The 12,898-nt window shown below is 72.1% G+C and carries 12 protein-coding genes and 1 pseudogene; 4 read left to right on the top strand and 9 right to left on the bottom strand.

What is annotated here, in order from left to right; all coding sequences use genetic code 11:
• Positions 1 to 10: 10 nt before the first annotated feature.
• On the top strand, positions 11 to 616 hold the full coding sequence (folE, locus tag H1D24_RS04000; protein WP_181655969.1) for a GTP cyclohydrolase I FolE: 606 nt from the start codon (positions 11 to 13) through the stop codon (positions 614 to 616).
• Between the two features lie 123 nt (positions 617 to 739).
• Here folE and H1D24_RS03995 read toward each other — a convergent pair whose 3' ends face one another.
• The 6 genes from H1D24_RS03995 to H1D24_RS03970 form a co-directional block, all read right to left on the bottom strand.
• A complete protein-coding gene (locus H1D24_RS03995) occupies positions 740 to 1,228 on the bottom strand; it encodes a DUF3180 domain-containing protein (protein ID WP_181655968.1) in 489 nt (162 codons plus the stop codon).
• An 88-nt stretch (positions 1,229 to 1,316) separates the two neighbouring features.
• Positions 1,317 to 1,928, bottom strand: coding sequence for a 2-amino-4-hydroxy-6-hydroxymethyldihydropteridine diphosphokinase (folK, locus tag H1D24_RS03990; protein WP_181655967.1), 612 nt, complete (start codon positions 1,926 to 1,928; stop codon positions 1,317 to 1,319).
• Positions 1,925 to 2,284, bottom strand: a complete 360-nt coding sequence (gene folB / locus H1D24_RS03985; RefSeq protein WP_181655966.1) for a dihydroneopterin aldolase — start codon at positions 2,282 to 2,284, stop codon at positions 1,925 to 1,927. The genes folK and folB overlap by 4 nt, the downstream gene beginning before the upstream one ends.
• A gap of 307 nt (positions 2,285 to 2,591) precedes the next feature.
• Positions 2,592 to 3,155 carry a nuclear transport factor 2 family protein gene (locus H1D24_RS03980; protein WP_181655965.1) on the bottom strand — a complete coding sequence of 188 codons (564 nt, stop codon included), beginning with the start codon at positions 3,153 to 3,155 and terminating at the stop codon, positions 2,592 to 2,594.
• Positions 3,152 to 4,012, bottom strand: coding sequence for a dihydropteroate synthase (folP, locus tag H1D24_RS03975; RefSeq protein ID WP_181655964.1), 861 nt, complete (start codon positions 4,010 to 4,012; stop codon positions 3,152 to 3,154). The genes H1D24_RS03980 and folP overlap by 4 nt, the downstream gene beginning before the upstream one ends.
• A 253-nt stretch (positions 4,013 to 4,265) precedes the next feature.
• Positions 4,266 to 6,125: a phosphatidylglycerol lysyltransferase domain-containing protein gene (locus tag H1D24_RS03970; RefSeq protein WP_181655963.1), complete on the bottom strand. Its 1,860-nt coding sequence runs from the start codon at positions 6,123 to 6,125 to the stop codon at positions 4,266 to 4,268.
• Positions 6,126 to 6,462: 337 nt separating this feature from the next.
• On the opposite strand from H1D24_RS03970, the pseudogene H1D24_RS42075 reads away from it, so the two are divergent.
• Together H1D24_RS42075 and H1D24_RS03965 are read left to right on the top strand one after the other, a co-directional pair.
• Positions 6,463 to 6,571, top strand: a pseudogene (locus tag H1D24_RS42075) (amino acid ABC transporter substrate-binding protein); the annotation flags it as partial.
• A 337-nt stretch (positions 6,572 to 6,908) separates the two neighbouring features.
• Positions 6,909 to 8,135 (top strand): hypothetical protein, encoded by a 1,227-nt coding sequence (locus tag H1D24_RS03965; protein WP_181655962.1) that lies wholly within the window; start codon positions 6,909 to 6,911, stop codon positions 8,133 to 8,135.
• A gap of 105 nt (positions 8,136 to 8,240) precedes the next feature.
• Here the strand turns inward: H1D24_RS03965 and H1D24_RS03960 are convergent, their stop codons facing one another.
• Entirely contained in the window at positions 8,241 to 9,524 is a 1,284-nt protein-coding gene (locus tag H1D24_RS03960; protein WP_181656381.1) for a PH domain-containing protein, read from the bottom strand.
• A 338-nt stretch (positions 9,525 to 9,862) separates the two neighbouring features.
• Entirely contained in the window at positions 9,863 to 10,357 is a 495-nt protein-coding gene (locus H1D24_RS03955; RefSeq protein WP_309484193.1) for a PH domain-containing protein, read from the bottom strand.
• Between the two features lie 175 nt (positions 10,358 to 10,532).
• Between H1D24_RS03955 and H1D24_RS03950 the strand changes: the two genes are divergently transcribed.
• The gene (locus H1D24_RS03950; RefSeq protein ID WP_181655960.1) at positions 10,533 to 11,684 is read left to right on the top strand and encodes an NADH-quinone oxidoreductase subunit D; all 1,152 of its coding nucleotides are present in this window, start codon (positions 10,533 to 10,535) and stop codon (positions 11,682 to 11,684) included.
• A 13-nt stretch (positions 11,685 to 11,697) separates the two neighbouring features.
• On the opposite strand, the gene H1D24_RS03945 is transcribed toward H1D24_RS03950, so the two are convergent.
• Positions 11,698 to 12,837, bottom strand: a complete 1,140-nt coding sequence (locus tag H1D24_RS03945) for an SAM-dependent methyltransferase (RefSeq protein ID WP_181655959.1) — start codon at positions 12,835 to 12,837, stop codon at positions 11,698 to 11,700.
• Positions 12,838 to 12,898 lie beyond the last annotated feature (61 nt).

Genomic DNA, 12,898 nt, shown 5'->3' with positions numbered 1-12,898 from the left:
CGAGGCACACATGACCGACCCCGTGACGCTGGACGGCGAGGGCACCATCGGCGAGTTCGACGAGAAGCGCGCCGAGAACGCCGTACGCGAATTGCTGATCGCGGTCGGCGAGGACCCGGACCGGGAGGGCCTGCGCGATACGCCGGGGCGCGTGGCGCGCGCGTACAAGGAGATATTCGCCGGTCTGTGGCAGAAGCCCGAGGACGTCCTGACGACGACGTTCGACCTGGGGCATGACGAGATGGTCCTGGTGAAGGACATCGAGGTGCTCAGCTCTTGTGAGCACCATCTCGTGCCCTTCGTGGGGTTCGCTCACATCGGGTACATCCCGTCCAACGACGGCAAGATCACCGGGCTTTCGAAGCTGGCACGGCTCGTGGATGTCTTCGCGCGCCGCCCGCAGGTGCAGGAACGTCTGACCACGCAGATCGCCGACTCGCTGATGGAGATCCTGGAGCCGCGCGGGGCGATCGTGGTCATCGAGTGCGAGCACATGTGCATGACCATGCGGGGCGTACGCAAGCCCGGGGCCAAGACGATCACCTCGGCGGTCCGTGGCCAGCTGCGGGATCCGGCCACGCGCGCTGAGGCGATGAGCCTGATCATGGCGAAGTGAGCACGCTTGCAGGTGCCTCGTGAGAGGCGTCTCCCCATCGCACCGAGGAACCTGGTCCGGTGCCGCTCGGGTGCCGGGTGCCGGGTGCCGGGTGCCGCTCGGTTCCGGGGCCCGCGCGGCGGTTTACGTCGCCGGGGTAGCGCCCTGGCCGGGGGTGTCCTCGTCCTCGGGAAGCTTGCACACACGCTCCATGTAGAACGCGGCAGCGATCACGGCGATACCGGCGAGGACCGAGAAGCCCGCGTAGATCGCCTGGTCGCGGCGGGCCGGGACATCGAGGGACTCCAGCAGGAAGACGCCCGCCCCGCCGTACATCCCGGAGACGAGAGCCGCGACGAGCGCGCTGGCCTGGCCGAAGACGACGGCGCGGGCCGCCATCAGCGGGTCGACGCCCTTCGCACCCGGGCGGCGCTCGCGCTGGGCCCGGAGCCGCGTCCGGATGGACAGCGCCGTCGCCAGCAGGACGACGGCGATCAGCGCCAGCACGATGGGCGCGGCCAGCGGAACCCGCGGCAGGGTGCCGACCGAGTCCCACAGCCGGGCGCCTGCCCAGGACAGCACCCCGGCCACCACGAAGAGGCCGGCCAGCACCCTGATGCGCAGCTGTTTCACGTCGTCCCTTCGTCGCCACCGGCCTTCGCCGCCCTCGGCGAAAGCTTGGTCCGCTCGACCCTAACGTGGGTCCGCTCGACCCTGACGACTATTCGGGCAGCCGGAGTTCCAGGTCGGCGCGCGGCGTCACACCCGCCTGGGTGACGCCGGCCAGCAGCTGGGCGACGGGGCCGCGGCCGGTCAGCTGGGCCTCCGGCTCGACGTCGTGCCACGGCGCGAGGACGAAGGCGCGCTCATGGGCGCGCGGGTGGGGGAGCGTCAGCGTCGGGTCGTCCGAGACCACGTCGGCGTAGGCGACGATGTCCACGTCGATCGTGCGCGGGCCCCAGCGCTCGTCCCGTACGCGGCTGAAGGCCTCCTCGATCGCGTGCGCGCGCTCCAGGAGCGAGGAGGGCGGGAGGGTCGTCTTCACGACGACCACCGCGTTGAAGTAGGCGGGCTGGCTGCCCGGCTCGACGCCCCAGGGCTCGGTCTCGTAGACCGGCGAGACGGCGCGGACGCGGACGCCCGGCGTGTCCTCCAGGGCGTCGATCGCGCCCTGCAGCGTCTCCAGGCGGTTGCCGAGGTTCGACCCCAGCGAGATCACGGCCCGTTTCGGATTGCTCAGGGTCGTGTCGGCGGCGTCCACCTGCTCCACCACCGAAACGGGAACCGGCTGGACGGTCGGGTCGCTCTGTCCCCAGCTGACGAACGAAGTCATACTCGGCTCCGGTTGATCGTGACGGTCACGTCGTCGAAGGGCACGGTGATCGGGGCGTCCGGCTTGTGGACGCACACCTCGACCTCCTGGACCCCGTCGTGCTTCAGGCAGGTACGCGCGATGCGGTCGGCAAGCGTCTCGATGAGATCGACCGGCTCGCCCTCGACGACGGCCACGACCTCCTCCGCCACGATGCCGTAGTGCACCGTCTTCGCCAGGTCGTCGTCGGCCGCGGCAGGCCGCGTGTCGAGCCCCAGCACCAGGTCCACGATGAAGACCTGGCCCTCCTCGCGCTCCTTCGGGTAGACGCCGTGGTACCCACGGGCCTTGAGGCCGCGCAGCGCGACACGATCCACGCGAATCACTCCTGCAGTCATCGGACGGTTTTCATCTGGCGGACACGACCTGTTCCCCACGGCCGGGGCGCCCGGCCGGGGTGGGGTCATCGCCCGTGATCCGAACCGCCTCGTCCGAGAGCGGTCGGCTCACCAGCACGGTCGAATCTACCCGTGAGCACCGACAATCCCAGCCCACGAGGGTCAGGGCGGGCTGGATCATGGGCCTTCCGGGCGGCCGGACGTGGCCACGACCGGGGTGGTAGCCGTCCATACCCGGGCCGACGTGATTCCAACCACTCCTCGTCCCTGCCAGGCCCCTACCCACTCAGGCGGGGGTCTCGTCGTCCTCGTCCCCGTTGGATTCGGCCAGTACGGGAGAGGCGTGGTGGGACCAGAGTTTCCAGCCGGCGGATGTGCGGCGGAACACGTTCGTGGCGACGACCAGCTGGCCGACGAGCGGGCCGGGTTCGGGCCCGCCGTCCGGGGCGGGGGCGCCGCTGAGGATGTTCTCGGTGCAGGTCACCAGCGCGGTGTCACCGCTGACGGAGACGTGCACATCGGTCAGGAAGAACTGGATGTACTCGGTGTTCGCCATGATCAGCGCGTACGACCTGAGGACCTCACCGCGGCCCGTCAGCACCGGCCAGCCGGGATGTACGCAGGAGATCTCGGGCCGCGCGGAGACCACGGCGTCCGCCATGTCCTCCCCGTCGGTGATGTCGGTCTCGTCGAGTTCGTCCGCCGTGACCGAGGCACCCGGTCCGTCCTCGGTGTCCGACGCTGTCAGCCACAGCGCCGACAGCTCGTCGAAGTCGCCGCGCTCCATCGCCTCGTAGAAGGCGGTGTTGGCGCGTTCGACCTGCTCGACGTCGGTACGGGGGCCGGTCACCGGGCTCCTTCTACGGCACGGGCGACGCGGACCGCGTCCGCGGTGGCCCGGACCTCGTGGACACGTACCGCCCACGCGCCCTGGTGGGCGGCGATGGCCGAAACCGCGGCGGTGGCGGCGTCCCGCTCCCGGGCGGGCGGCGGGGCGCCGTCGGGGCCGCTCAGCACCTGGCCGAGGAACCGCTTGCGGGACGCGGCGACGAGCAGCGGGTAGCCGAGCGCGTGCAGGCGGTCCAGGTGCGCAAGCAGCGCCAGATCGTGCGCGGTCTCCTTGGAGAAGCCCAGGCCCGGGTCGACGACGATCCGGTCCGGGGCGATGCCGCCCCCGATGACGGCCTCCACGCGCGCGTGCAGCTCCGATACGACTTCGGCGACCACGTCGTCGTACGTCCCGGGGATGTTCCGGCCCTCCAGAAGCCCGCGCCAGTGCATGACCACGAACGGCGCGCCGGCCTCGGCGACGACGGGGACCATCGCGGGATCCGCGAGACCGCCGCTGACATCGTTGACGAGCGCGGCACCGGCCGCAAGGGACTGCTCCGCCACGGAGGCGCGCATCGTGTCCACGGAGACGGTGACGCCCTCGGAGGCGAGGCCGCGGACGACGGGGATGACCCGGCGCAGCTCCTCGTCGGCGTCCACGCGGGTCGCGCCCGGACGGGTCGACTCGCCGCCGACGTCGATCAGGTCCGCGCCCTGCGCGACGAGGTCGAGGCCGTGCTTGACGGCGGCCGTCGTGTCGAACCAGCGGCCGCCGTCCGAGAACGAGTCGGGGGTCACATTGACGACGCCCATGACCGCGCAGCGGTCCCACTTGGGCAGACCCGTCACCTGGCGGTGGCTACGCAACGTACTCATGGCTTCCAGCCTAGGCCCGGGGGCGGGGTGCTTGGGTCTCCCCGCCTTGGCGGGGGATCACCGTTGCGGCCAGGGGCGGGGCGCCCCGATGCGCCTGTGGCGGGGCTTTTCTGCCTTTGGCGCCTTTGGCGGGGGATTTCGGCCGCTCCGTGGCCGGTTTCCACCCACTCGCCCTTTTTTTGCCCGCCTCCGGCGGGGTGTGTCCGGCCGCTCCGCGGCCTGCCCGGCGGAACGCGCCCGAAACTCCGCGCCCCTAATGGGCCGCCTCGACACCCCGCCTCCGCTCCACCCCCGCCCCATGCGCGCACTGCCGCCGCGCCTGCGCGCCGATCCCGGTGAGCCGGGTCAGCCTCGGTGTCACGAAGCCCTCCGCCTGCAGCGCGGCGAAGCCGATGCGCGGCAGGTCGCGGGTGCTGCGGAACACCACGAACCTCGGCTCCCAGCGCGGGTGGAACTTCGCGTTGAACCTGTACAGCGACTCGATCTGGAACCAGCGCGAGAGGTACACCAGCAGACCGCGCCAGGCGCGCAGGACCGGGCCCGCGCCGAGCTTCTCGCCGCGCGAGAGGGCCGAGCGGAACATGGCGAAGTTCAGGGAGACGCGCTCGATGCCGAACCTCGGGGCGGCCTGCAGTGCCGCCACGATGAGCAGTTCGTTCATGCCGGGATCCGCGGCGCGGTCGCGGCGCATGAGGTCGAGCGAGACGCCGTCCGTACCCCAGGGGACGAAGTGGAGTACGGCCTTCAGGTCGCCGTACGACCCCGGTGCCGGGTCGTCCCGCCCGTCTCCCACCACCGCCCTGCCCGAGGCTCCCCCAGAGCCGAAAGCCTGGGGGGACCCCCATCGCGCCGCCCCTTCGATTCTGTGCGCCGTCGCGATCAGGCAGTCGCCGTCGGCGGCGTCGCCGACGCGTCCGAGGGCCATGGAGAACCCGCGTTCGGTGTCGGTGCCGCGCCAGTCGTCGACGGCTCTCCGGATCCGGTCCAGTTCCTGGTCGCCGAGATCACGGACGCGCCGTACGCGGGTCTCGTAGCCGGCCCGCTCGATCCGCCTGACCATCTGGCGCACATTGCGCATCGCGCGCCCGGAGAGGGAGAAATCCGCGACGTCCACCACCGCCTCGTCGCCCAGTTCGAGCGCGTCCAGACCGGTCTCGCGGGCCCACACCTCGCCACCCGTCTCGGAGCAGCCCATGACGGCGGGCGTCCACGAGTGGATCCTGGCCTCGTCCATGAAGCGCTCGATCGCGCCCGGCCAGGCCTCGACGTCGCCGATGGGGTCGCCGCTGGCGAGCATGACGCCGGACACGACGCGGTAGCAGACGGCCGCCTTGCCACTGGGCGAGAAGACGACGCCCTTGTCGCGGCGGAGCGCGAAGTGGCCGAGCGAGTCGCGGGCGCCGTGCCGGGCGAGGAGCTCGCGCAGCCGCGCCTCGTCGTCCGCGGTGAGGCGTGCGACCGGGTGTTCCGGGCGGAGCGCCAGGTAGATGGTGGTGATCGCGGTAATGAGGCCGAGGGCCCCGAGCGAGTAAGCGACCGTCCATGACGTACGACCGGTGTAGTCGACGGGGCCTTCGAAGCCGAACAGCCCGTACAGGACGTGCTCCAGACGCTCCGCGAGGCTCGGGTCGCCGACCGTCTCGCCGGGGTGGACGCTGACGATGACCAGGCCGAGGGCGAGAGAGCCGGCGCCCATGAGGACGACGTTGGCGAGCGCGAGCCAGCGGCTGCGCGGATCGGGCAGCGCCGCGAACTGGTCCCGGTGGCGCAGCAGCAGCGCCAGCAGCACGAGGGAGATCAGCACGCCCACGATCGAGTGCCGGTACAGGAACTGCGCCACGGCGCCCGCCGGCAGCAGCCCCACGGCGGCCTGCCAGGCCCGCCGCTTGTGGCGCCGCAGTCCGTGGGCGAGGAGCAGCAGCAGGATGCCGGTGCTGAGCGAGAGGGCGGCTGCGAACGGGCCGAGCGCGCCCGGCAGTACCTCTGCGATGGCGTGCATCCGGCTGTGCCGGAAGCGCGGGAAGACGCCTGCCGCGACGTCCACCAGGCCGACGAACGTAGGGGCCCGGGCGACGATGGCGGGCACGGCGTCGGCACGGGGGCCGCGAAGCATGCGCCCGAATGTGAGGGGCTGAGGCCCGGTGTGCCGCAGCGTGCCTGCGTCTTCGGGCGCCAAGTGTCCGCGAATCCTGCCGCCTTGCACGGTGCCGTCAGGAGTCATGACCGATATATCCCTATCTATCCTGGCGGGCATCGTCTCCCGTAGCTCTGCCAGCACCTCTGCCAACACCTTGACCCCAGGCGGTCCCGGGGGCCCATGAGGCCCGACGCCGAACCGGCGTCGGGGGACGGTGCGTTCTCTAGGAGGGCGTACCGGGAGGGCGGGTTCACCCACGGAAGGGCAACAGGGGGAAAAGCGACGGCAAAGGTATGCAGGGGGCACAGGCCCCGTGGAGAAGGGCGCCATCGACGTCGTTCCCGAATACGCCGCGACACTTGCCGAATTCCTCAATCTCAAGGAGAACGGGCCGAACGCGAAGCAGGTCGCCTTGAGTGATGAGGTGGTGCTTCTCCGCGAAATGCCGTACTCACCGCGAACGCGTTCTGATCGACCGCGTCGCCCGCCCGAAGCAGCTTCAGGCTCCGCGTGTTCCACGAGCTTCCGCAGCGCGGTTCGCCGCGCCGGGGCGTCGGGCTGCCGGTCGCATCACGCGGGCAGCACCGATATAGCCGACGTACTGGGGAGGTTGACGAAGACACTCACGACGGCCGATCTCGTCGAACTCGGAGGGAAGGTCAACGCGGAACACAAGCTGATCAAGAAGGCCGTGACCGGCGTACCATTTTTTGCCTGCCGGGGCACCATGATTCGCCTACGCGCGGTAAGTTTCTGGCCATGCCACGTGGACGTCACCGCCATTCGCCACCCCTGCACAGGCTGCTGCCGCCCTCGACGATCGCAGGCGCCTCGCTCGTCTGCGCCGCCGGCGCCTGGTTGTTCACGGAGCCGGTGGTGCTCCGTGGGCTGGCCGGGGCCGCCGCGGCGGTGACCGTCGCGGGTGCGGTCGTCATGCGTCGCTGGGACCGGCTGGCGGGCAAACGTGTCGCAGAGCTCATTCGGGCGCGCCAGAGCGACGAATGGCGTTACGAGGAGCGGACGGCCGAGCTCGAGTCCGACCTCGACGAGTCGCGTGAGCTGCGTATCAAGCTGGAGCACAAGTTGCGGGCGAAGCGCGCCGAGCTGGCTGCGCTGCGCACCGAGCACGCGGCACTGCTGCGGCGTTACGCGACCGCGGAGACCGAGCGGGCCTCCGCGCTGGAGGGACGGCGGCTGCTGGCCATAGAGGCGGCGGCCCCGGCGAGGGCGTTGCCGCCGGCGGGCGGGGCCACGGGGGCCGGGGTGGCGCCGGCGTCCACGGTGCTCGCTTCTGCGGGGGCTGCGTCCAGGGTTCCCGCTCCTGCGGAGCCTGCGTCCAACGAGCGCGCGTCCAACGAGCGCGCGTCCGACGGGTCCGCGGGCGCCGGGCCCGAGCCCGCCCGGCGCGTGTCCGCGGCTTCCGGCCAGGCGGCTCCGAGTCCGGAACTCTTCCTGCGAGCCAACTCCGCGCTGGACCGCCTTGCGAGGGGTGGCGCGTCAGTGAAGACTGACTCGGCCGGTACCGGCCGGGCGGAGAGCGGCAGGGCCCCGGCGGAGCATGCGGCCGCCGGCGAGCGAGCCGCCGCGCGGGAGGGCGCTGCCGCTGGGGAGGGCGAGTCGCAGGGGAAGTCCGTGGCGGCCGTCGAGCACACGCGCGCGGCCGCCGCACCCATGGGCCACTATCTGGTGCCGACTGCCGCGGCGGTCGTACCGCCCGCCCCCGCGCGACGCCGAGCGGTCGAGGGGAGCTTCGACTTCTTCGGCACCAAGAGCGTGGCGCCGGCCGCACTCGCAGCGGTGCAGAACGAGGACCTGGCGGATGTCGTCGGCGAGGAGGTTCTGGCCCTCCACAAGTCGGAGGCCGAGGCCGAGTTCAAGCCGGCCACCGACACCGGTCGGGCGGTCGGCCAGGTCATCGACCTGACGGAGCACGACGAGACTGAGCAGATCGACGTGGCGGACCTGAGGTCGGCGCTGCAGGCCTGACGGCCGTTTCGTCTCGCGAGGGCGCGAGGGCACCCGCCGTCGTGGGCTGCGCCGCTGCGCCCTTCCCGCCTCCGGGCCCGCGTGCGGGCCGCCGCAGGCCGTCGCTCAGGCCATCCAGCGGTCCGGGCGGGCCTCGCGGCGGCCCGTACGGGAGCGGTCCGCCTGGGCGTGCAGGAGGGTCGCCGCCTCGGCGGCGTCGCGGAGCCCGGCGGTCACGGTCTTGTTGGCGCCCGTGTCCACATGGAGGTCGGCCAGCGACCGGGCGCGCTGCCAGGGCCCCTGGACAAGCCGTACGCTCTGCACCTTCGCGTGCGGCACCAGCGACAGGCTGCGGCGCAGCAGCCCGTGACGCGACGCGAACACCGCGTCCGTGACCGCGAGACCGTAACCACGCCACCAGAACGGTGCGCACCAGCGCGCCCGGCTCGGCGGGCGGGACAACGCGCCCGGCACCGTCACGCCCGGCAGCACCCGCGATATCACCGTCTCCGCGACCTCCCGCGAAGCCACCGGCACCAGTACGGAGTTGGACGAACCGGCCACGTCGAGCTCGACACGGACCCAGCCGCGCCGCCGCCACAGCAGCGGTTCGATGATGCGGACGGTCTGCACCCGGCCCGGCGGCACAGTCTCGTGCGTACGGTCGAGCAGTCCGTGGTCGATACGGAGCCCGTCCGGGGATTCGGCGACCGTCCAGTCGTACTCGCCGATGAACCGGCCCACACTGTTCGCGCCGGCGGCGCCCAGCAGCGGCAGTGCCGTGGCCAGCACCGTCCACACGTTGTGGGTGGCCATCCAGATCAGCGGCGGTACGACGAGCGAGGCCAGCAGCATCGCCCAGGGCGCGCCGGTGAGCAGCAGCGACACCGCGAGCATCCGCGGCGGAACATGCACCAGCCGCTGTGCCGGGGCCTCGCCGACCTCCTGTGCCGTCTCGGGCGCGAACCCGGCGGCGCGGGCGAGGAGTTCGGCACGGAGGACACGGGCCTCCTTCTCGCCGAGATAGGCGAGTTCGTCCTTCTTGTCCGTCCCTATGACGTCGAGTCTGAGTTTCGCGACGCCTGCGAATCGGGCCAGCAGGGGCTGGGTGACGTCCACGGCCTGGAGCCGGTCGAGGCGGATATGTGCGGTACGGCGGAACAGCAGCCCGGTGCGGATGCGCAGTTCCGTGCCGGTGACGGCGAAGTGCGTGTACCACCAGGTCAGAAAGCCGTAGAGGGCGGCGACCGGTATCAGTACGGCCAGGCCGAGCAGCAGCGTGAACGTGGTGAGCTCGGTCAGCCGCCGTTGCGCCTGGTCCGGGTCGTGCACCGCCCAGCCGGCGACAACGGCGATGGGCGCCCACGCGCGCCGCAGGGGCGTGACGGGATGCAACCGCCGCTCGGCCACGCCCTCGCCGTCGCCCCGGGCCGTACCCGTGCCGGTGCCCGCGCCCCTACCCGTGCCTGTGCCGGTGCCGGTGCCCGTACCCGTGCCCGGGCCCGAACCTGTGCCGGTGCCGGTGCCGGTGCCGGTGCCGGTGCCGGTGCCCGTTCCCGTGCCCGGGCCCGAACCCGTGCCGGTGCCCGTGCCCGGGCCCGAACCCGTGCCGGTGCCCGTTCCCGTGCCCTCGGCTGTCTGCGTCCGGCTCGCGGCCGCCCCTGGCTCGTGTGGCTGGTCCGCAGTCGGCCCCTCGTCGGCCGGTCCGGGGTTCGAGGGCGCCTCGCCGTTCGCAGACCCCTGGCCGTTCACAGTCCGGCCGATCGGGCCTCGCCCAGTTCCGTGAGGCGGTCGCGCAGGCGTTCCGCCTCGGTCGGGAGCAGGCCGGGGATGCGTGCGTCGGAGGTCGCGGCCGCCGTGTGGAGTTGCACGCTTGCGAGGCCGAAGTGGCGTTCGACCGGGCCCGACGTGACCTCGACCAGCTGCATCCTTCCGTACGGCACGATCGTCTCCTCCCGCCACAGCACACCCCGGCTGATCAGCAGGTCGTCCGCGCGCTCCGCGTACCGCCACGAGCGCCAGTTGCGTCCCAGCATCGACCAGCCCCACAGCAGCAGCGCCAACGGCAGCAGTGCGAAGGCTGCCCAGCCGGTTCCGGCGAGCAGCCCCGGCAGCAACCCCGCCGCCACGGTCAACGGCACCAGCCACACCACCAGCAACAGCCGCCGCATCCGCAGCAGCCCCGGTGGCAGTCCCGTCCACTCGGGCTCAGTCTCGGCGTTTCCTGTCCCAGCGGCATGCACGCTGCCCCCAACGCCGGCCCCGACCCCAGCCCGAGCCTCGGCTCCATTCCCCGCCCCGGCCTCGGCTCCATTCCCCGCCCCGGCCCCGGTGCCGTCCCCCGCCCCGGCCCCGGTGCCGTCCTCTGCCCCAGTCCCCGTCTCCATACCGCAAGCCTACGTACGAGAGACTGTTCCCATGACTCCTACGACGGAGACCACGATCGGCATCGGCGGCGCCGCCGAGAGCACCGACATGGTGCTCAACATCGGCCCTCAGCACCCGTCCACGCACGGCGTGCTGCGGCTGCGGCTCGTCCTGGACGGCGAGCGGATCCGGCATGCGGAGCCGGTCATCGGCTATATGCACCGTGGTGCCGAGAAGCTGTTCGAGGCGCGCGACTACCGGCAGATCGTGATGCTGGCCAACCGCCACGACTGGCTCTCCGCGTTCTCGAACGAACTCGGTGTCGTGCTCGCCGTCGAGCGCATGCTCGGCATGGAGGTCCCGGAGCGCGCGGTGTGGATGCGCACGCTGCTCGCCGAGCTGAACCGCGTCCTCAACCACCTCATGTTCCTCGGCTCGTACCCCCTCGAACTGGGTGGTATCACCCCGGTCTTCTACGCCTTCCGGGAGCGCGAGGAGCTCCAGGCCGTGATGGAGGAGATCTCCGGCGGCCGCATGCACTACATGTTCAACCGGGTCGGCGGCCTCAAGGAGGACCTGCCCGCCGGCTGGCTCGGGCGCGCCCGGCACGCCGTCGCCGACGTCCGCTCCCGTATGGACGTGTACGACCGGCTGGTCCTCGGCAACGAGATCTTCCGCGGCCGCACCCGCGGCGTCGGCGTCCTCACGCCGGAGACGGTCCACGCGTACGGCGTGAGCGGCCCCATCGCCCGCGCGTCCGGCGTCGACTTCGACCTGCGCCGCGACGAGCCCTACCTCGCGTACGGCGAGCTCCAGGACACTCTCGAGGTCGTCACCCGCGAGGAAGGCGACTGCCTGGCCCGCTTCGAGTGCCTCCTTGAACAGACGCACATCTCGCTCGACCTCGCCGACGCCTGCCTCGACCGCATGGCCGAGCTGCCCCAGGGCCCGATCAACCAGCGCCTCCCGAAGGTCCTGAAGGCGCCTGAGGGCCACACGTACGCCTGGACCGAGAACCCCCTCGGCATCAACGGCTACTACCTGGTCAGCAAGGGCGAGAAGACGCCGTACCGGCTGAAGCTCCGCTCCGCCTCGTACAACAACATCCAGGCGCTCACCGAGCTGCTGCCGGGCACGCTGGTCGCGGACATGGTGGCGATCCTGGGGTCGATGTTCTTCGTCGTCGGGGACATCGACAAGTAGCCCGACCAGAACGTCACCACCCGTCGGTACGTACGTCCCCGGCCGGCACGTACAACAGGTCCGCTGCTACGCCGACGGGCTGCAGGAGCCAGCCGAAGTCGCCGAGGCCGCCCGGCGCGGTGAGCTCGGCGGCTGCCCCCGCGTCCGCGAGGGCGCGTACGTACGCCGCCGGATCCGACGAGGCCAGGGACAGCGGCGGCCTCGCCCCCGTCACGCCCAGCGCCCGCAGGGCGGCGCGCTGGGTGACAATCCGGGCACCCGGCAGCGCGCACGCGTCCAGCGCGACATGCGCCGTGATGTCGCAGGAGCCGTCCGGCACCGGCGTCGTCTCCCGGCCCTGGCGGAAACCGGTCAGCGTTCCGAAGGGCGGCCGCGCGTCCTTGAGGTGGGCGTAGTCGACGGCGACGGCGAGCCCGCGGGCAAGCGTGGCGACGGCGGCGGCCCATGCGTCGTCCCGGGGGTGACCGATCTCGGCACGCAGGCCGGGTTCGGCGTGCGGCGGCACGGGTGCTGTGTACGCCCCGGGGCCCGCGTCCGACGGGCCGCCCAGGCCCGACTGGCCCCCGGCGTCCGACCGGCCCTCGGTGCCCGACCCGCGCCCCGCCGCCAACGGCCACCACCGCGCGAGCCACTCCGCGTCGCGGCCGTCGACCGGAGCTCCGAGGGTCTCGGTGCCGTCCGCGCGTACGAGGACCAGCCGCGGCACACCGGCGGCGTCCGTCTCGGCGACATCCAGGGGGACGTTGTCGAGCCACTCGTTGGCGAACAGCAGCCCCGTCACATCCTGGGGCGGTTCGGCAAGCCACTCGATCCGGTGGTCGAGCCCGGCCGGTCTGGGCACGGCAAGCTCGACCGCGTACCCGCGCGCGCGGGCGGCCACGCCGGCGGGCAGCGCCGCGAGGACCCCCGACACGAGCTCACCGCGGCCCGCGCCCATGTCGACGAAGGCCAGTTCGGCGGGGTGTCCCAGCGCCTCGTCCACCCGGCACAGCAGCCGTGCCACCGCTGCGGCGAAGAGCGGCGACGCGTGCACTGACGTGCGGAAATGGCCCGCTGGACCCTCCGGCCCACGATAGAAGCCAGCCGGCCCGTACAGCGCCTCGACGGTGGCCTCCCGCCAGCCGCACGCGTCCTCGTTACGCTCATCCGTCACGGCGCCAGGCTAAGTGCAACGGCCATGCGGACCTCCACCTTGGGGAGTACAAGGCCGAGGT

Source organism: Streptomyces himalayensis subsp. himalayensis (genome assembly GCF_013778455.1).
In the GTDB taxonomy this organism is placed as follows: domain Bacteria; phylum Actinomycetota; class Actinomycetes; order Streptomycetales; family Streptomycetaceae; genus Streptomyces; species Streptomyces himalayensis.
Note: the sequence above shows the minus strand (reverse complement) of the source record. Positions and strands in the feature narration are given on the sequence as shown.